This window comes from Cupriavidus sp. KB_39, assembly GCF_052114485.1.
Lineage (GTDB): Bacteria > Pseudomonadota > Gammaproteobacteria > Burkholderiales > Burkholderiaceae > Cupriavidus.
Genome location: NZ_JBFREV010000024.1, coordinates 46,401 through 65,408, shown reverse-complemented (window position 1 = coordinate 65,408; position 19,008 = coordinate 46,401). Strand labels below are relative to the sequence as shown.

Below are 19,008 nucleotides of genomic sequence, written 5' to 3'. Positions count from 1 at the left end.
CCCGAAGGCCGCTTTCCTTACTTTCAAGAACGCGAACTTGCTTACTTCTTCTTGTTCACGGCGTCCTTGAAACCCTGGCCGGCGGAGAACTTCACCGTCTTGGCGGCCGGGATCTTGATCGTTTCGCCGGTGCGCGGATTGCGGCCGGTACGGGCAGCACGCTTGCCCGAGCTGAAGCTACCAAACCCCACCAGGGTGACCGAGTCCCCCTTGGCCACTGCCTTTTTGATACTGTCCAGCGCGGCGTTCAGCGCGCGCTCGGCGGCGGCGTTGCTGAGTTCTGCTTCCGCGGCGATGGCCGATACCAGTTCACCTTTATTCATGGCTAGATTTCCCTTGTTGGTCGTCGTCACCGGACATCTGCCTGCCGGCAAATTACCGATCGGCGCAGTCTAATCTGCCCTTTGCGCCTTGGGCAATCCCCAGTGGCACCGAAGCAACGAAAACGGCCGGAAAACGTTCTCTGGCAAGACTTAGCGGGGGTTTTACCCCTCTTTTCCCCAAATGGAATCGTCACTTTTTCAGCCCGACACGTATCGTGCGGCGCACATGCACGGGGCCGCGCTTCGTCGGCCKCCCCCCGGGCGAGGACGCACCATTCTGGATCGCACCGCGCGCGCTATACGCCCGTTTTTGGCGCATGGCGATCCATAATGAGGCGTGGCTCGTACGGCGGCGCAGCCGCTGCGCGCAATAGTTGATCCGACAACTCGCCCGGAAACGCCACACCAGTGCGCCACGCACCGCCTCGGCGCTATTTTCCCCATTTTGCATCGCTGTCTGGAACGGATTTTGCATACTCGTGCTCCCATTTTGAGCATTGAGGTAGCAATGGAAAACTGGAAAACGGGCGCCGATGCGATGTTCATCCTGCTCGGCGCCATCCTGGTACTCGCCATGCACGCGGGATTTGCATTCCTGGAACTCGGCACGGTGCGCAAGAAAAACCAGGTGAATGCACTGGTGAAAATCCTTGTTGATTTTGCCGTTTCCACGATTGCTTACTTTTTTGTCGGTTATACGGTGGCGTACGGGGTGCAATTCATGTCCGGTGCCGAAGTCCTGGCACAAAAGAGCGGATATGAACTGGTGAAATTCTTCTTCCTCGCCACATTTGCGGCGGCCATTCCGGCGATTATTTCGGGCGGCATTGCCGAGCGCTCGCGATTCAATCCGCAACTGGTCGCCACATTCATCCTGGTCGGTTTTGTCTACCCGTTCTTCGAAGGCATCGCCTGGAACAACCGCTTCGGCATCCAGGACTGGATCGCCTCGGTTGCGGGCTCGCCGTTTCACGATTTCGCAGGCTCGGTCGTCGTGCATGCCGTGGGCGGCTGGATCGCCCTGCCYGCCGTGTTGCTGCTGGGCGCCCGGCGCGGCCGGTACTCGAAGGACGGCCGCATCAGCGCGCATCCGCCCTCGAACATCCCCTTCCTGGCGCTCGGCGCCTGGGTGCTGGCGGTGGGCTGGTTCGGCTTCAATGTGATGAGCGCCCAGACCGTGGACAAGATCAGCGGCCTGGTGGCCATCAATTCGCTGATGGCGATGGCCGGCGGCACGCTGGCGGCGTGGTGGGCCGGCCGCAACGACCCCGGCTTCGCCTACAACGGCCCGCTGGCCGGGCTGGTGGCCGTGTGCGCCGGCTCGGACCTCATGCATCCGCTCGGCGCGCTGATCACCGGCGCGGTGGCCGGCGTGCTGTTCGTCTATTTGTTTACGCTGGCCCAGAACAAGTGGCATATCGATGACGTGCTGGGCGTCTGGCCGCTGCACGGCTTGTGCGGCGCCTGGGGCGGCATCGCGGCGGGCATCTTCGGCACCCATGCGCTCGGCGGCATGGGCGGGGTGTCGCTGGTCGCGCAGCTGATCGGCACGGCGCTCGGCATCGTCATCGCGCTGGTGGGCGGCACGGTAGTCTACGGTGCACTGAAGAAATTCGTCGGAATACGACTGGATGCCGAAGCCGAGTTCAATGGCGCGGACCTGACCCTGCACCGCATTTCGGCCACCCCGGAGCGCGAGACCAACTGGTAATCCACCCTTGTTGGGACTGGGAGAAAGCGGCCGGACAGCGTTCCGGCCGCTTTGTTATTTGCGCATATCGAACGGCGGATTTTCGCGAAATTATTAACTTGAACTTGCCCGCGACGAGGCCAATAATGCCCTTGCCTAACAGGAGCATGCCCCATGGATACCTCTTCGTTGCAGAGCTTTCGCGAGYTGATCGTCGGTTACGCCACCGTGTTCGGCGTCAAGATCCTGGCCGCGCTGGCCTTCTGGGTGATCGGCCGCTGGCTGATCCATTTCGTCGTCCGGCTGGTCCAGAACTCGCTGGCCCGGCAGAAGGTGGACCCCACGCTGTTGCGCTACGTCGGCTCCATCGTCACCGTCACCCTCAACGTGGTGCTGGTGATCGGTATCCTCGGCTACTTCGGCATCCAGACCACCACCTTCGCGGCGCTGATTGCGGCGGCTGGCGTGGCCATCGGCATGGCGTGGTCGGGGCTGATGGCGAATTTCGCGGCCGGCGCCTTCCTCGTGGTGCTGCGGCCGTTCAAGGTGGGCGATTTCGTGACCATCGGCGGCGTGACCGGCACAGTCAGGGAGATCGGCCTGTTCGCCACCACGCTCGACACGCCGGACAACGTGCTGACCGTAGTCGGCAACAACAAGATCTTCTCGGACACCATCCAGAATTTCACCGCCAATGCCTACCGGCGTGTGGAACTGAAGGCGCAGTTGGCCGGCTCGACCGACGCGATGGCCGCCGTGGCACTGCTCAAGGAGCGCATCGGCGCGATTCCCAACGTCCTGGCGGAACCGCCGGTCGACGTGGAGATCCTCGAATTCACGCTGGTCGGCCCGGTGCTCGCCGTGCGGCCCTACTGCCATAACGATCACTACTGGCAGGTCTATTTCGATACCAACCGCGTGATTCGCGAGAGTTTTGGCCAAGCCGGATTTGCCGCCCCGATGCCGGCGCAGATGGTGGTCATGCAGCCCGCGCCGGCCATGCCGATGGCGCCGGCGACGCCCGCCAACCAGGCCGCCTGATCAGGCGGGCACGGCCGCGCCGGCCCGCCCGTAGCGCCGCAGCAGGACCGCGCTGCAGCCGCACACCGCCATCACCACGGCCAGTGGCAGCGCGGTACCGTCGTGCCATACGCTGACGGCGGCGCCAGCCAGCGTGCCAAATCCGAACTGCAGCGTGCCCATCAGCGCGGACGCGGTGCCCGCGCGATGGCTCTGGTGCGCCAACGCCAGCGCCGACGCATTCGGCGTGATGCACCCCATACCCGCCAGAAAGACGAAGAAGCCGACCAGCAGCACCGGCAGCACGGCCATGCCCGCCAGCGCCGCGACGGCCAGCACCAGGCCGGCCAGCAGCGGCGCGTACAGGGCCATGCCCAGCACGGCGTCGAGCGAGCGCGCACGCACCAGGCGCGTATTGATCTGGGACATCGCGATCAGCCCGAACGCGTTCGCCCCGAACACGAAACCATAGTGCGAGGGGTCGATGCCATGCAACTCGATCAGCACGAACGGCGAACCGGCGATATAGGCGAACATGCCTGCCTGCACGCAGCCGGCCGCCAGCGAGTAGCCCAGGAATTCGCGGTCGCGCAGCAGCTCCCAGTAGTTGCGCAAGACGGTGCCCGGGTGCAGCGTGCGGCGGTGCGCCGGATCGAGCGACTCCTCCATCCGTGCGTGAACGAACCAAAGGATCAGCACGGCCGCGCCACAATGGATCCAGAAAATCGCGCGCCAGCCCAGGGCAGAGAGGACGGCCCCGCCGATCAGCGGCGCGAGGATCGGCGCCAGGCCCATCACCAGCATCAAGGAAGAAAACGCCCGCGCCGAATCCTTGGCCTCGAGCCGGTCCCGGATCACGGCGCGCGACACCACCAGGCCGGTGCAGCCGCCAAGCGCCTCCAGGAAGCGCCACAGCATCAGGGACTCCACGCTACCGGCCAGCGCGCAGCCGGCAGCGGCGGCGCCGTACARCGTSAGTCCTATATAGAGAGGCGCCTTGCGGCCGTAGCGGTCGCTGATCGGACCATAGAACGCCTGCCCGATCGCCAGCCCGACCAGGAAGGTGCCCAGCGTCAGTTGCACCTGCCCGATCTCGGTGTGGAGGTCTGCCGCGAGCGCCGGAAAGCTCGGCAGATACATGTCGATGGACAGGGGCGCCAACGCGGTCAGCGACGCGCAGATCAACAGCCAGAGGGGAAAACGTGGAGCAGATGTGGAGGCGCGAGGGCTGGCAGTCATGAAACGGTTCCGAAGACAAGGCGCAATTGTTGCACAGGTTACAAAGCGTGCTTTCGGTGTGGCGTGGCTTTCGCATGCACGGGGGTGGAGGGTACAATGCCTGCCTGTCGGCACGGATGTTGCGCCGACCGCGTAGTCGGACGCACAGCGGGAGACGGGTCACGGGAGCCGTCCCCGGCAACGCTAGCCCGCATGACCATACGACAAACGCCGATTATTGTTTCGCTGAGCCTGGTTGCCCTGGCAACCCTGCCGCCGTTGCCCGYGTGGGCMGCGCCGGTCAGGGCGCCGGTCACGGCTTCCGCGCCGGCACCCGCTCCCGTGCCTGTGGTGGATGAAGCCGACGCCTTGTCGCGCATGCTCAAGGGTGCCGCCACCGGGCAGAACACCGGCGGCGCCGGCGTTCCCGAACTGCTCCGCAACACCAGCCGCCCCGACGGCGTGCTGGCCCGCGCCTGCCGCCAGCTCAACGATGCCCTGCCGATCGAGATCGATGGCGAGACGCGCCTGCGCCGCTGCCAGTCGGTGCCGGGCAAGCATGTGCTCTTCCAGCTGGAGTTGACCAACTATCGCGGGCCGATGCTTGACCTGGCCAGCTTCGAGGTCAACTACGCCGCGCCGCTGCAACGTAACATCTGCGCCAACCGCGACGTGGAAATTCTGACCAAGCTTGGCGTCAGCATGATGTTCCGCTACATGACCCGCAAGGACCGCGGCGAGCGCCGCGTGGGCGATGTCTATATCAATGCGCCGATCTGCGTGTCGGCCCTGAGATAAGACCCCCCCTCCCCCGATACAACGGTTTAAAACGACAGGACGAAAAAAACGGCAGGTCAGCCTTCCCTAGGCTGACCTGCCGTTTTGRCTTTGCGCGCGGCTTGAGTCGTCGATCAGGCCGCGCGCGGCCGCAGCGGCAGCACGTTGGCGGCGCGGCGCATCAGCACGCGCGTCTCCTTCCACGCTGCATCGGCCAGGGGCGAGCCCCAGACCAGTTCGTGCAGCTTGGAGAGTGCGAACGGATCGCCGAGCAGCACATGCTTCTGCGCCGCCGACAGCGATTGCGGACCATGCGTCAGCGCATGCTGCACCAGCGTGCCATGCTGCAGGCGCGTGGGCGTGGGCTGCACCTTGCGGGCGGTGGCCGTGGCGCACATCAGCGCATTGGTCACCGGGTCCACCACGGCGTCGACGAAGCCCGGCACGTCCTGTGCCGCCTCCACGTGCTGCTGGGTTTCCACGATCTCGCGCGGCACATTGGCTTCCTCGGGAATCACGAACAGCCCGGCGCGGCGCATGGCCCGGCCCAGCGTCACGCGCGAGAGCAGCACCGACAGCGGAATCGAGAGCGCCAGCGAACCGACAATCGGCAGCAGCCACCAGATGAAGCCCGGGCTCAGCCAGTACACGCCCGCGCCCCAGACCAGGCCCAGCACCGTGTGCCAGCCGTGGCGGCGGAACGCCTCACCCCAGGAGGTCTCGGCATCCTCGCGCGGGGGCGACTTCCACGAAATGCCCCAGCCGCTGTACGCCGCGACCACGAACTTGGTGTGGAACAGCATCCGCGTGGGTGCCAGCAGCGCCGACATCAGCATTTCCAGCAGCATGCTGACGATGAGCCGCACCGGGCCGCCGTACTGCCGCGCGTCCTTGAGCAGCAGGATCACGCTGGCCAGCTTCGGCAGGAACAGCAGCGTGGCCGTGGCCGAGAACAGCGCGAGCGCCTTCTCCGGGTGCCACTCGGGCCAGGTCGGGAACAGCTGGTATTGCTGCGTGAAGTACTCGGGCGGCACCAGCGCGTGCTTGGCCAGCGCGGCGGTGGACAGCAGCAGGAACAGGAACCAGAGCGGCGCCGACAGGTAGGCCATGATCCCGGTCAGGAACACGGCGCGGTGCACCATGTGGAAACCCTGCTTCATCCAGAGCCGGAAGTTCATCAGGTTGCCCTGGCACCAGCGGCGGTCGCGCTTCACCTCATCCAGCAGGTTAGGCGGCAGTTCCTCGAACGAGCCCGGCAGGTCATAGGCAATCCACACGCCCCACCCTGCCCGGCGCATCAGCGCGGCTTCGACGAAGTCGTGCGACAGGATCTCGCCCGACAGCGGCCCCTTGCCCGGCAACGGCGCCAGCGCGCAATGCTCCATGAACGGCTTGATGCGGATGATCGCGTTGTGGCCCCAGTAGTGGGACTCACCGAGCTGCCAGTAATGCAGGCCGGCCGTGAACAGCGGGCCGTAGACGCGCGTCGAGAATTGCTGCACCCGCGCATAGAGCGTGTCCCGTCCCACCGCCAGCGGCGCGGTCTGGATGATCCCGGCGCCGGGGTTGGCTTCCATCAGGCGCGTCAGCGTGCCCAGGCATTCGCCGCTCATCACGCTGTCGGCGTCGAGCACGATCATGTAGCGATACTTGCTGCCCCAGCGGCGGCAGAAGTCGGCCACGTTGCCGGTCTTGCGCTTCACGCGATGGCGGCGCCAGCGGTAGAAGATACGGCCGAAGCCGCCCACGGCGCGGCAGATTTCCATCCAGGCATCGTGCTCGGCGGTGCGCAGGTCGGGGTTGCCGCTGTCAGAGAGGACGAAGAAATCGAAGTGGGCGAGGTCGCCCGAACGTTCGAGCGACTCATACGTCGCCCGCAGCCCGGCGAAGACGCGCGTCACATCCTCGTTGGCAATCGGCATGATCACCGCCGTGCGGGCGGATGGATCGATTGGCGCGTCCGGCGCGGCGCTGCGCGAGATCAGATGGCGGTCGCCGCCCTTGGCCAGCACCAGGAAGCCCATCATCGCCGTCCAGAACCCGGCGGACACCCACGAGAACAGGATCGCGAACAGGGCCAGGATGGCCACTTCGAGCGGATCGGCGCCGTGGTACGGCAGCACCTTGGCCATGAAGTACGTGGCCACCGTGGTCTGGGCAACCACCAGCCCCAGCAGGAACCAGCGGCGATGCGAGCCGGCGGGATGCCACTTGCCCTCGGCGTCGGGGCCATCGTGCAGGGTGTCCCAGGTCTCGGGCACGGGCGGGCGGCCCATCATCTTGCGCCAGGTATTGCGCAGCCAGCCGCTCACCACATGGGGTGGCCACTGGCGCGGCACCATCGACGCGCGCTCGGGCTTCGGCCCGGTATCCACGCGCACGGTGCCATCGTCGCGGCGCTGCAGCAGCGGCTCGCCGTCCACCTGCGGATTGCCGTAGGCCATCGTCAGGCGGCGCGGCACCGAGGCGTAGGTCGGACCGCCGGGCGTGGCGGTGACAGCGGCCTCATCGCCCTCGCGCTCCTTGGGGTCGCGGCGGGCCAGGCGGGTCTGCAGTTCGATCATTGCGGAAGGCACCTCGATGCCCTCGGCGGGCACGGAGGTCACCGGCGGCATGGGGGTGTCGGCCAGCAGTTCGCTGCGCAGCTCGGGCGAGGCAGGCAGGCGGTCGACATAGCGCTCGCATGCTGCCGCCTGGGCCGGGCGATGCTTTAGCCGGGGGGAATGATGTAGCTCCATGTCTCGGATAGGGTTGTATTGCCGTTGCGAAGATAGCCGCGCAACTCAACCGGCTTTGTCTCGTCCTTGCGGCGCATGAACAGCGTCATGCGCCAGCCGCCCGTGGCTTCGTTGCGGCGGACCGAGGTCTTCAGCAGTTCGCCGTTGGCGTCCGCCGAGATCACGGGGTCCAGCCGCGCATCCTCGGCCAGCTTCTTGAAGGCCGGGCCTTCGAAATCCACGGTCAGCGAGAAACTCGTGTCGTCCTGCTTGCGGGTCAGCCCCTGGCCGCGCCGGGTCTGCGTGACCCACGACAGCGGCGGCAGGTTCTCGCCATCCTTCTGCCATTTCAGGCGGTATTCATAGTCGAAGGCCTGCTTGGGCTTGGGCGGGTTGTCCGGCACCCAGAAGGCCACGATGTTGTCGTTGGTCTCGTCCGGCGTCGGAATCTGCACCAGCTCCACACGGCCCGAGCCCCAGTTGCCCTTGGGCTCCACCCAGCCGCTTGGCCGGCGCTCGTACCACGCGCCCAGCTCCTGGTAATTGTCGAACGTGCGGTCGCGCTGCATCAGGCCGTAGCCCTGCGGGTTGGTCGCCGCGAACGACGTCACCAGCAGCCGCTTGGGATTGACCAGCGGGCGCCAGACCCACTCCCCGGTACCCAGTTGCACGGACAGGCCGTCCGAGTCATGCACCTCGGGTCGGAAGTCCGCATTGGCGGACGGCTGGTTTTCGCCATACAGGTACATGCTGGTCAGCGGGGCCAGACCGAGCTTGGTCACGTTTTCGCGCAGGAACAGGCGCGACTTCACTTCCATCACCGTCTCGTTGCCCGGCTTGATCACGAAGCGGTACGCCCCGCTCATGCGGCGCGAATCCATCAGCGCGTAGATCGTCACCTGCTTGTCGTTGGCGGACGGCCGCTCGATCCAGTATTCGACGAAACGCGGAAATTCCTCGCCCGAATTCARTGCCGTGTCCACAGCCAGCCCGCGGGCCGACAGGCCATACCACTGGTCCTTGCCCAGCGCGCGGAAGTAGCTGGCGCCCAGGAACGAGGCCAGTTCGTCCTTGCGCTTGCCCTGGTTCAGCGGGTATAGCAGGCGGAARCCGGCAAAGCCGAGTCCCTTGAGCTTGGCCGCATCCACCTTGTGCGAGCCGTAGTTGAACGCGCCCGGGTCGAAGCGGAACTCGCGCACGCTGTTGCCCACCACCTCGTTGATGCGCACGGGCTGATCGAACACCATGCCCTCGTGGTAGAACGAAATCTCGAACGGCAGTCGCGCGCCGCGCCAGGCAAAGCGCTCCGGCTTGTATTCGATCTCGCGATAGCGCTCGTAGCTCAGGTCCTTCAGCTCGGCGGGCAGGTTCTGCGGCGCCGGCTTGTAGGGCGCGCCCGAGAGCTGGCGCGCCTTGGCGGCCACGGTCTCGAAGTCGAACGCATGCGCGGACAGCGCCGCCACGGCCAGCACCCCGCCCCCCAGCCAGCGTCCCAGCCCTCCCAGCATCCCGGATAAGCGGCGCGCGGGCGCATCGGTCGGGGCGTGGATGGGGCGGAACGGCGAGGTGGTTGCGGTCATGAAGGCCGGAAAATGGATGGATGGCGACCCGGCACGTCGGCGCGGATCGAAAGTGTTCAACAGACGTTTCAGCGTGCGTCCGACTGTCGGTCGCAGGTCTCCAGAGCAAGAGACGGACCAGGCGTCGGATCCGATTCAGTCGGGATCGGTATCGACCGGTCCGTAACGGATTTGTTGCATTGCGATGCGAAACCATAACAATTCGAGACTTAAAAGTCACGTTTCGCTGGCGCAACGTTTGCAACAAAATGTTCAAGCGGTAGCTCCAAAGCCGCTTGGGACAAGCGTTTCCGGGATATGGGCAGGGTTCGCCCCAGCGTCCGGCCCATGACCGTGCCGCGCCCGGATGGCTGCGCGGACACATGGCAATCCACGCTAGGTCAGCGGCGGCACGGTGTCAAACCGCACTGCGGCGGAGGCGATGCTGCGCCGCACCGGGGCGCCAAGTGTCTCGGGAAGCATCGCGATGCCCCCAAGCGGCGTGGGCGCGCTTACAATCGCCACGTCATCCATTCTCACGAGGAATCGTCATGCACGCCCGGGGTACCCTTCGCCGTTCCCATCTTCGACTGGCGCTTGCCGCCAGCCTTGGCTGCGCCCTGCTGCTTGGCACCGCCCAGCCCGCCCTCGCCTATTTCGACAACTACCTGTCCGGCAGCATCATCGGCACGCTGAACCAGAAGGAAGCCGCCTCGCTGCAACAGACCGTGCGCAAGATCCTCGACGGCGGCCCCGACAACGAAAGCGTGACCTGGAACTACCCGGGCGCCGGCAAGCGCGCCGCCATCCTCGGCACCATCACGCCCGTCACCACCAAGGAAGACAAGGGCCAAAAGTGCCGGCGCCTGAAGTCCGAACTGCAGCGCGGCAGCGCCACCGAAGCGTGGTCGGGCTGGTTCTGCAAGCAGTCCAACGGCGCCTGGAAGGCCCGCCACGTGGCGGAGTAAGTCCGAAGCTGGCCGAGGTTGCACTCACGGCCGCGTGGCCCGGCGATGCGGGTGCGCGGCCGGGTCCACCTCGGCATGGCCCGGCGCCTCGAACCAGCGGGCCTGCGGTACCACCACGCTCTGGCCCGGCTGGTCGATGAAATGGGGCGACATGATCTGCACGCCGTGGGTGTTGAACACATCCTGGATGGCCGCGTGCAGTGCCGACAGCGCAAAAAAGCGATTGCGCGGATTGTCGATCGCCGTGAACAGCTCATATTCGACGTAGAAATCCGATAGCCCGCGCTGGAGCACGAACGGCGTGGGCGCCGCCACCACGTGGGTGGCGTGGGCGGCGGCTTCCAGCAGCATTGCGTGGACCTGCCGCCACGGCGTGTCATAGCCGATGGTGACCGAAGTGGACACCATCGCGCCCTGCTCGGCGGTGCCAGGGTCGCGCGTGGCGCCATGGCGCGAGAAGTTGTGGATGGCGCTGCCCACCACCACTGCGTTCGGCAGCGTCACCTCCTCGTTGCGCAGGTTGACGACCTTGACCGACAGCGCGTCCAGCCCGATCACCGTGCCCACCGTATCGCCAATGCTGACCATGTCCCCCCGGCGCAGCGCGCGCGAATAGACCACCACCATCCCGCTCATGATCTGGTTGACGATATTGGCCGAGCCCAGCGTGATCATGAAGCCGATCAGCACGGACAGGCCCTTGAACACGTCGCTCTGRGAGCCGGGGATATAGGGATAGGCGAAGGTGAACCCGAGCGCCCAGACCAGCACGCTGGCCAGCCGCCGCGTGGCGCCGGCCGTTTCCGGGTGCATGCCCGGCACCGTGATCTGCCCCTTYTGCACGGCGACAAAGATATTGCCGACCAGCCGCTGGATCGCGCGGGTGATCAGCAGGATGACCACCACCGTGACCAGCCCCGGGATCGACTCCACGATCGACACGCCGATATGCCGCAGCAGGCCAAGGAAGAAGGCGCCCATGCGGTCGCCGAGCGGTTCGGTCAGCGGAAACTGCTCGAGCGCGAACTGGAGCCAGAGGAAGCCCAGCGCGATGACCGAGCCCACCGCCAGGATCTGGACGATGCGGCTGACGAGCTGGTAGACCGCGCCGGTCCAGTCGAACTGGCTGCCGCTGCGCTGTTGCAGATGAACGTCCAGCGCGTGTTGCAGTGCGCCGCGCATGCGGCTGCGGGCGCGGCCAATGCCCCAGATCAACCCGACCATCAGCGCCAGGCTGCCCAGCGACAACAAGGCCCCGCGCAGCAGGTTAGGCCAGTAGAGCTGGGCCCGGCGGGCGTCGATAACGGCCTGGAGCCGCGCGCGCGTCTGGGCGGCTGCCACTTCGATCGTCAGGCCATCGGTAGGATCGAGATCGCCCTCGACCAGGGCGAAGAGCACGCGGTCGCCAAGGCGGAAGGCCACGCCGCTGACATCGCCGAGCGTGCCGCTCAACTGGCTCAGTGGCAGCCCCAGCTCTGACTCGCTCAGGTTGTCGAACGTGGTTTCGGCCCGCTCGGCGCGGGTGGCGGGGCCGGCGCCGCCCAGGGTGCCGCGCAGGGTGGCGACGGGCCGGTTCATCAGCCGCAGTTCCACGGGCGTGGACTGGGCTGCGGCCGTGGCGGCCGCCGGAGGAGAGGATGGTGCGGCCGGCGCTGACGCCGCGTGCACCCATCCACAGAAGATGCCGACCAGTCCAATAGTCGTCAGCCAGAACCATGCCACCTGCCGCCATGCGTGCGCCATGCCTGCCCCCTCGTGTGGACGTGAGGCGAAGCATAGCGTGTCGCGGCGGAAAACGGGACCGCTATTGACGAGCGGCCTTAGCCCGTGGCGGTTGGCCTCAGCGGCAGAGCCGGCTCATCAGCTCCCCGGCGAGGGTGCCGGAGGCAATCGGCTGGGGCATGCCCGTCTGCGGGGCGCGGATCGTATATAGCGATTCGCCGCGCGCGTAGCGCTTGCTGTAGAGGGTCTGCTCCACCACCGCGAACATCGACGTGGCGCAATTCAGCACCATCCGCTTCAGCGACGAGCGAATGGCGTCGCCGCTGGCGGTGCGGATCACGCCGCCCGTTGGGGCGTTATGCATCAGCACGACGCCCACCTCGGGGCCGCGACGGCGCACGGCGGTCTGATCGAAGTAGGAGGTCATGCCGGTGGCGCCCACCATCGGCACCCAGCGTTGGGGGTCCGGCGGGGCGGGATCGGCCTGCCCGCCGGCGTGGGCGGTCAGGCAGAAGCACGCGCCGGCCAGGACGGTCAGGCGTGCGAGAAATCGGGGAAATCGCGAAAAATGCGGGAGGAACGCGCGAACAGACATCGGGAAGCCCTCGTCATGACGGGAAAAAAGCAGCCCGCATTGTCGCACAGCGAGGCTGCCTATTCGCCCGTTTGGCGCGATGAAACTGCATCAGATTGCGTCATCGCGCCGGGCCGAAGGCGCCTGAGGCGCCCTTCCGGGCTCCCTCAGCCGTTGATTTCACGCCAGGCGGCGAGGTCTTCGATGGTCAGCACCGGCAACTGGTACATCTCGGCAAACGCCAGCGCCTCGGGGCGGCGCGCCATGGTGCCGTCCGGATTCATCAGTTCGCAGAGCACCGCCGCCGGCGACAGTCCCGCCATCCGCGCGAGGTCCACCGAACCTTCGGTATGGCCGCGCCGCACCAGCACGCCGCCGTCGCGGGCCACGAGCGGGAACACGTGGCCGGGGCTGACCACGGCGTCCGTGCCGGCATCCTCGGCAATGGCCGCGCGGATGGTGGTGATGCGGTCGGCGGCGCTCACGCCAGTGGTCACGCCCTCGCGCGCCTCGATGGAGACGGTGAAGGCGGTGCCGTACTGGCTGAGGTTGTTCTCCACCATCGGGCGCAGGCCGAGTTCGCGGACCTTGGTCTCGGTCAGGCACAGGCAGACGATGCCGCTGCATTCGCGGATCATCATCGCCATATTGGCCGTAGTCAGGCGCTCGGCGGACAGGATCAGGTCCGCCTCGTTCTCGCGGTCGTCGTCATCGAGCAGCACGACGGGACGGCCCTCACGCATGGCCTCGAGCGCGTGCGCGATGCGCTCGGCCAGCGGGCGCGGATCGGCATCGGCGATGGCAAGGTTGGCGCCAGAATTAACGTTCGGGAGATTGACTTCGGTGTGGTGCAGCATTGAAACGCTCCATATATAGGGATCAGTGGGCGTTTCAGGGTGGATCAGCGAAAACCCGCAAAAATACGACGACGCTCCGCCGCGCGGGCGGACGTGTCCACGCGCGCAAGGCCGGCTTGCGGATTTTCGCCCATCTTCTTTCATCCGGACTCTGACCGTCGGCCCTGGCCTCTCACCAGGTCTGCTGACCCCGCACGGGAATGCGGGCGCTCGCGGGCTCGCTGCCTCGCGTCATCGATGCACGACGCTGGCAACATACCGCCGGTGGGGACTTTCACCCCGCCCTGAAGACGTAACGACGCCGTGGCGGCAGGCGTTTTCCGCACTGCCACAACGGCCCGGCGATGTTAGCACGAGCGTGCGATTCTGGCTGAACTACGACTCGAGCGCGCGCTCGGGCGCGGGAGTGCCGGCCAGGGACTCAAACAGGTCRCGGGTGGCCTCGTCGGCCGGGAAGAARCACTCGATGCGCAACTCTTCCAGCGTGACGTCCTGCGGAATGCCCAGCGTGGTCAGGGTGGAGAACAGCGACGCGCGGAACCGTCCAGCCTGGACGATCACGGGCAAGACCGGCGGCGGCGCGCCGTCCGCCTCGGGGTCATCCTCATCCGCCAGCAGCTCGCCGCCGGGCCCCACCATGTCTGGATGCCATGCGGCGATGCGGCGAAACATCTCACGCGCCACCTCATCGTGCGCCTGCGCCTGCAACGCCTGCCAGACCCGGCGCACGAGGTAGCGGCCCACCTGCTGCGCGTTCTCGATCATCGGCCAGAGGCCGTCCGGGTCGAACACGGTCAGCATCAGGTTGATGCGCCGGCCGTCCTCATCGAGCGAAGCGGGCCGGCGCCCCGCCAGCAGCGTGCCGAACATGCGCCGGTACGCGGTGTTGGCGTCCACCAGATTCCAGAACCGGTCCAGCACCACGGCGGGATAGGGCTCCTGCTTGCTSAGGATCAGCGCAATGGCCTGCCGCACCATGTGCAAGGGCGGCGCCGCCAGCGCGTGTTCGCTATAGGCCGGCGCGAAGCCGCTCGCCAGCAGCAAGCGGTTCCGCTGCCGCAGCGGCACGGCGAGGCGGTCTGCCAGCGCCAGCACCATCTCGCGACTGGGCCGCGCCCGGCCCGACTCCAGAAAACTGATATGGCGCTGCGATACACCGGCCGCGAGCGACAGCGCGAGCTGGCTGTAACCGCGCTTGCCGCGCCAGTAGCGCAGCAGGGCGGGGAAATCGAGAGCGGCTTCGGAGCCGGGCGTGAGGGATTCCATGGCGGGTATTACAGCATGGGCCGGGAAGCGTGACGATTCCCTYGCAGGTAATCATCGTGATTCACAGGTTTCAGATTCGTCCCATGTCGCAATGGCGCGCGGCTTTCTAGGATGACGGTTCACCCTCATCCTAGATGCTGGCCATTTAATGCAATACGTTATACCATCGACATCCATGATCCGGACGTTCGCCAATAAAGCCACGGCGGCCCTGTTCTGCGGCCGGTACGTCAACACCCTGCCACGGCATATTCAGGCCACGGCGTTCAGGAAACTCGGGCTGCTGGACGCGGCGGCATCGCTGGTCGACATGCAGGCCCCGCCGGCGAACCGGCTGGAACCCCTGCGTGGCGCGCGGCGGGGCCAATGGAGCATCCAGATTCACAACCAGTGGCGCATCTGCTTCCGTTTTCAGAACGGCGAAGCATGGGACGTCGACATTGCGGACTATCACCGACAACCGGAGCCAGCATGACCATCACGCGTGAAGACCTGCCGCGCCTCGATGCCAGGGACGTCGAAACGGGCGAGCCCCTCGCGCCGGTGCACCCGGGCGAGATCCTGCGCCAGGACTTCATGGCCCCGCACGGGCTCTCGGCCAATGCGCTGGCGATTGCCCTGCGCGTGCCCGCGCCGCGCATCAACGACGTCGTGCGCGGGCGCCGCGCCATCTCGCCCGAAACCGCGTTGCGGCTCGCCCGCTACTTCGGCACGACGCCACAGTTCTGGGCCAATCTCCAGGCGGCGTACGACCTGCGCATCGCCCAGGAGAAGGCCGGCGAGAAGATCGAGCGGGACATCCAGCCGCTGACGGCATGATCCGTGCTTGCGCTGCCGTGCAAGACCGTCCACCGGACGGGCCATTTTCTTGTGACGTGTGCGCCACCGCGCAGTGGTCCGGTCACATGCCGATGGTATGCTTTGACTTTTCAATTCCCGCGCGCATAGGGCGCGCACCCTGATGGAAATAGCCATATTACTGGCGCTCATTCTGGTTAACGGCCTGTTCGCCATGTCCGAGATCGCACTCGTCACGGCCCGCAAGGCCCGGTTGCAGCGGCAGATCGAGAACGGCGACCGTGGCGCGATAGAGGCCGTCAAGCTCGGAGAGGACCCCACGCGGTTCCTGTCCACCGTCCAGATCGGCATTACTTCCATCGGCGTGCTGAACGGCGTGGTCGGGGAATCCACGCTGGCGGCRCCGCTCGGCGAATGGCTCGCGGGCCTGGGCATGTCGCAGCCCTCGGCAGGCTATACCGCCACGGCCATCGTGGTGGCCGGMCTGACCTATTTCTCGATTGTCCTTGGCGAACTGGTGCCCAAACGGCTCGGCCAGCTGGCGCCCGAGGCCATCGCGCGCGCGGTGGCGCGCCCGATCTCGTTCCTCGCCACGGCGTCCACACCATTCGTCAAGCTGCTGGGCGGCTCCACGCGCCTCGTGCTGCGGCTGCTCGGCGTCAAGACCGATCGCGGCCCGGCCGTGACCGAGGAAGAAATCCACGCGCTGCTGGTGGAAGGCTCCGAGGCAGGCGTCATCGAACGTCACGAGCACACGATGGTGCGCAACGTGTTCCGGCTCGATGATCGCCARYTGGCCTCGCTGATGGTGCCGCGCGGCGATGTGGTCTACCTGGACGCCGGCCTCTCCGAAGAAGAGAACCTGCGCCGGATCGAGGAATCGGACCACTCGCGCTTCCCCGTGGTGCGGGGTGGCATGCACGACATTCTGGGCGTGGTCAGCGCGCGTCAGTTGCTGGCCCGCCGCCTCCGTGGCGAGCGTGCCGAACTGACCGCGGTGCTCCAGCCGGCCGTGTTCGTGCCGGAAAGCGTCACCGGCATGGAGCTGCTCGAGAACTTCCGTGCCTCCGGCGGCCAGATCGCCTTCGTGATCGACGAATACGGCGAGGTGCTGGGTCTGGTCACGCTGCAGGACCTGATCGAGGCGATTACCGGCGAGTTCAAGCCCGATGAGGCAGGTGGCGAGTGGGCCGTGCAGCGCGACGATGGCTCGTGGCTGCTGGACGGCATGATCCCGGTGCCAGAATTCAAGGACCGCCTGGGCCTGCGCGCCGTGCCCGAGGAAGACAAGGAGCGCTACCACACGCTGTCCGGCATGCTGCTCTTGCTGCTCGGCCGCCTGCCGCAGACCACCGACAGCGTGCAATGGGGCGACTGGAAGTTCGAGATCATCGACATGGACGGCAAGCGYATCGACAAGGTGCTGGCCTCCCAGGTGCCGCCCGAGGACGGCCCGGAGCCCGAAACCACCGGCTGACCGCCCTGCCCGCCTCACCCCGAAACGGACGCTTATGCGTCCGTTTTTTATTGCCCGCGCCCTAACGCGATTCCTGCTCACTGGTCAAGACGACTTTTGTAGCGACATGCGATTCGTTGTGCAGAATCAAACATCGCTGTTACGCACTGTGCACGTGGGCCTAGCCGTTCTCCTAGTTCTACGCGGCTGCCGTATGATCTGCCTTGCAGCATCCGCAGTACCACGCAGTCGCTAACAAAATCGAGCGGCGCCAGCAGAGCGCCCCGAAAGATGGAATGCATGAACGGGAACGCAAAACGGGTATTGCCGGTGGCTGATGTCTGCCACGGCCTCTACGGCGCCGCGAGTCACTGATGAGCGCGGACACTCACGACACGCCACCAGCCATGGACGGCAACCGCGCGGCCCAGCCGGCGGTGTTCATTGCCGCGCTGGACGAACATCGCGCGCAGGTCGGCACGGCCCATCCTCTGGCCGTGCTGGTCATCCGCCTCGACCGCTTCCAGCATGCCTGCGACACCCTCGGTCCGGCGCGCGCCAATCTGCTGCGCGCAGAGGTCAAGTCGCGGGTGGCAAGCCTCGCCACCATGCCGGCCGTGATGCAATGGCTGGGCCCGGCCGATCTCGGCGTTGCCTGCCTGCTCCCCGAGGGCACGGACGACCCCGGCTGCCTGAGCATGACGATTGCAGCCGTGCTGGGCCGGCCCTATCTGGTCGATGGTTTCGAATTGTTTCTGTCGTGCAGCATCGGCGCGGCGATGGATCACCCCGACAGCGCCACCGAACGCAACCTGCAGCAGGCCTTCGACGCCATGCTGCAGATCAACCGGCGCGGCGGCGACGGCGTTGGCCGCGCCAGCCTGCCCACGCCCCCGCGCATGGCACCGCTGCTCGCCGCCCTGCCCCATGCCATCGCCCGGGGCGAACTGAGCCTGCATCTGCAGCCCCGCGCGTTACTTTCCACCGCCAAGATCGTCGCCTACACGGTGCGGCTGCGCTGGCAGCACGCGGTGCTGGGCCGCATTGCGCCGCACGACTTCCTGCCCGCCGTCGAGGCACTCGGCATGATGGACGAGATGGGGCAATGGATTCTTCAGCAACTGCTGCCCCTGATGCGGGCCACGGAGACCGTGGCGCCGGTGCCCTTCACGCTGCTGGCGTCAAGCTCGCAGTTGCAGTCGCCCGGCAGCATCGACATGCTGCGCCGGGCCGTCGAGGCCTACGGCGTGGGCCCCGGCCGGCTGTGTGTGGAGGTGCCGGTGAGCATCGTGCCGGACAGTCCGGAGACCGCCCACAAGGCTACGCTGCTGCATGACACCGGCATCGGCATGGCGCTCAGYGACTTCACCGACAACGCAGCAAGCCTGCGCGCACTGGAAATCACCCGGCCCGATGTGGTCACGCTCGATGCGCGCCATCTGGGGCACGCTACCCGCAGCGGCGACATCGCCGCCCACCTGCGCGCGGCGTGCGTGCTGGCCCACGCGCATGGCGTACCGGTCTGTGCCAAGGGCGTGGAGACGCGCACCCAGCTGGAGGCCGTGCGCGACTGGGGCTGCGACAGCGTCCAGGGCTATCTGCTCGCCCAGCCCTTCCCCGCGCACTGGCTGGCGCAGACCCACGCGGCCATCGTGGACCGCGCGCGGCAACTGCTCGGCCCCGGCCTTCGCCCTTGATCGGGCACGGTGCCGGAGGGCCTGTTTGTCAGCCGTTTGTAGCCGTTTGTCAGCGTTTTCCTACTTACAAATTGGCACACATCCTGCATCGAGATCGATTGGGGCGACGGTAGAATGTGCCCACTTCTCACTATCCCTAAAGGAGCCACTCGTGAAAAAAGGATGGATCTGGTGCGTACTGTGTGCCACCCTGCTGGCAGGTTGCAACACCATGGCCGGCGTCGGCCAGGACGTGCAGAAGGGCGGTCAGAAACTCGAGAACTCCGCTGAAAAGGCGAAGTAAACGCTCTCCAGCCGAGGCGCCGTAGCGGGCGCTCCGAGGACTAAAAAAGCCGACCGGGAATGAATTCCCGGTCGGCTTTGTAG

At 66.4% G+C, this 19,008-nt stretch carries 18 protein-coding genes and 1 riboswitch; of the genes, 9 read left to right on the top strand and 9 right to left on the bottom strand.

Annotation, left to right across the window (positions count from 1 at the left end):
- Positions 1–41 precede the first annotated feature (41 nt).
- The gene (locus tag AB4Z27_RS18505) at positions 42–323 is read right to left on the bottom strand and encodes an HU family DNA-binding protein (RefSeq protein ID WP_008651272.1); all 282 of its coding nucleotides are present in this window, start codon (positions 321–323) and stop codon (positions 42–44) included.
- A gap of 508 nt (positions 324–831) precedes the next feature.
- Here AB4Z27_RS18505 and AB4Z27_RS18500 point away from each other — a divergent pair.
- Both AB4Z27_RS18500 and AB4Z27_RS18495 read left to right on the top strand, forming a co-directional pair.
- Positions 832–2,034, top strand: coding sequence for an ammonium transporter (locus AB4Z27_RS18500; protein WP_441593334.1), 1,203 nt, complete (start codon positions 832–834; stop codon positions 2,032–2,034).
- Between the two features lie 153 nt (positions 2,035–2,187).
- Complete coding sequence (locus AB4Z27_RS18495; protein ID WP_092296659.1) at positions 2,188–3,054, top strand: mechanosensitive ion channel family protein; 867 nt, start codon at positions 2,188–2,190, stop codon at positions 3,052–3,054.
- On the opposite strand, the gene AB4Z27_RS18490 is transcribed toward AB4Z27_RS18495, so the two are convergent.
- Entirely contained in the window at positions 3,055–4,272 is a 1,218-nt protein-coding gene (locus tag AB4Z27_RS18490) for a Bcr/CflA family multidrug efflux MFS transporter (RefSeq protein ID WP_441644990.1), read from the bottom strand.
- A 192-nt stretch (positions 4,273–4,464) separates the two neighbouring features.
- On the opposite strand from AB4Z27_RS18490, the gene AB4Z27_RS18485 reads away from it, so the two are divergent.
- Complete coding sequence (locus AB4Z27_RS18485) at positions 4,465–5,049, top strand: hypothetical protein (RefSeq protein ID WP_441644989.1); 585 nt, start codon at positions 4,465–4,467, stop codon at positions 5,047–5,049.
- A gap of 113 nt (positions 5,050–5,162) precedes the next feature.
- Here the strand turns inward: AB4Z27_RS18485 and mdoH are convergent, their stop codons facing one another.
- From mdoH to AB4Z27_RS18470, 3 genes are all read right to left on the bottom strand, one after another.
- Complete coding sequence (mdoH, locus tag AB4Z27_RS18480; RefSeq protein WP_092296668.1) at positions 5,163–7,766, bottom strand: glucans biosynthesis glucosyltransferase MdoH; 2,604 nt, start codon at positions 7,764–7,766, stop codon at positions 5,163–5,165.
- Complete coding sequence (locus tag AB4Z27_RS18475; protein WP_441593336.1) at positions 7,739–9,253, bottom strand: glucan biosynthesis protein G; 1,515 nt, start codon at positions 9,251–9,253, stop codon at positions 7,739–7,741. The genes mdoH and AB4Z27_RS18475 overlap by 28 nt, the downstream gene beginning before the upstream one ends.
- 447 nt (positions 9,254–9,700) lie before the next feature.
- Positions 9,701–9,844, bottom strand: a complete 144-nt coding sequence (locus tag AB4Z27_RS18470) for a hypothetical protein (RefSeq protein ID WP_441593262.1) — start codon at positions 9,842–9,844, stop codon at positions 9,701–9,703.
- 11 nt (positions 9,845–9,855) lie between these two features.
- Between AB4Z27_RS18470 and AB4Z27_RS18465 the strand changes: the two genes are divergently transcribed.
- Complete coding sequence (locus tag AB4Z27_RS18465) at positions 9,856–10,272, top strand: RT0821/Lpp0805 family surface protein (RefSeq protein WP_092296671.1); 417 nt, start codon at positions 9,856–9,858, stop codon at positions 10,270–10,272.
- A gap of 24 nt (positions 10,273–10,296) precedes the next feature.
- Here AB4Z27_RS18465 and AB4Z27_RS18460 read toward each other — a convergent pair whose 3' ends face one another.
- The 4 genes from AB4Z27_RS18460 to AB4Z27_RS18445 form a co-directional block, all read right to left on the bottom strand.
- Positions 10,297–12,015, bottom strand: coding sequence for a mechanosensitive ion channel family protein (locus AB4Z27_RS18460; RefSeq protein WP_092296674.1), 1,719 nt, complete (start codon positions 12,013–12,015; stop codon positions 10,297–10,299).
- Between the two features lie 97 nt (positions 12,016–12,112).
- Positions 12,113–12,589 (bottom strand): surface-adhesin E family protein, encoded by a 477-nt coding sequence (locus AB4Z27_RS18455; protein ID WP_092296677.1) that lies wholly within the window; start codon positions 12,587–12,589, stop codon positions 12,113–12,115.
- 146 nt (positions 12,590–12,735) lie between these two features.
- The gene (gene ribB / locus AB4Z27_RS18450; protein WP_092296680.1) at positions 12,736–13,425 is read right to left on the bottom strand and encodes a 3,4-dihydroxy-2-butanone-4-phosphate synthase; all 690 of its coding nucleotides are present in this window, start codon (positions 13,423–13,425) and stop codon (positions 12,736–12,738) included.
- Positions 13,426–13,553: 128 nt separating this feature from the next.
- A riboswitch (FMN riboswitch) is annotated at positions 13,554–13,721 on the bottom strand.
- A 79-nt stretch (positions 13,722–13,800) separates the two neighbouring features.
- A complete protein-coding gene (locus AB4Z27_RS18445) occupies positions 13,801–14,691 on the bottom strand; it encodes a helix-turn-helix domain-containing protein (RefSeq protein WP_092296683.1) in 891 nt (296 codons plus the stop codon).
- Positions 14,692–14,866: 175 nt separating this feature from the next.
- Between AB4Z27_RS18445 and AB4Z27_RS18440 the strand changes: the two genes are divergently transcribed.
- The 5 genes from AB4Z27_RS18440 (at position 14,867) to AB4Z27_RS18420 (ending at position 18,925) form a co-directional block, all read left to right on the top strand.
- Positions 14,867–15,166 carry a type II toxin-antitoxin system RelE/ParE family toxin gene (locus tag AB4Z27_RS18440; RefSeq protein WP_092296686.1) on the top strand — a complete coding sequence of 100 codons (300 nt, stop codon included), beginning with the start codon at positions 14,867–14,869 and terminating at the stop codon, positions 15,164–15,166.
- Positions 15,163–15,510 (top strand): HigA family addiction module antitoxin, encoded by a 348-nt coding sequence (locus AB4Z27_RS18435; protein WP_092296689.1) that lies wholly within the window; start codon positions 15,163–15,165, stop codon positions 15,508–15,510. Before AB4Z27_RS18440 ends, AB4Z27_RS18435 begins: the two co-directional genes overlap by 4 nt.
- Positions 15,511–15,652: 142 nt before the next feature.
- Positions 15,653–16,966 (top strand): hemolysin family protein, encoded by a 1,314-nt coding sequence (locus AB4Z27_RS18430; protein WP_441644988.1) that lies wholly within the window; start codon positions 15,653–15,655, stop codon positions 16,964–16,966.
- A gap of 353 nt (positions 16,967–17,319) precedes the next feature.
- Positions 17,320–18,642, top strand: a complete 1,323-nt coding sequence (locus AB4Z27_RS18425) for a GGDEF domain-containing protein (protein ID WP_441593266.1) — start codon at positions 17,320–17,322, stop codon at positions 18,640–18,642.
- A gap of 151 nt (positions 18,643–18,793) precedes the next feature.
- A complete protein-coding gene (locus AB4Z27_RS18420; protein WP_092296698.1) occupies positions 18,794–18,925 on the top strand; it encodes an entericidin A/B family lipoprotein in 132 nt (43 codons plus the stop codon).
- Positions 18,926–19,008: the final 83 nt, after the last annotated feature.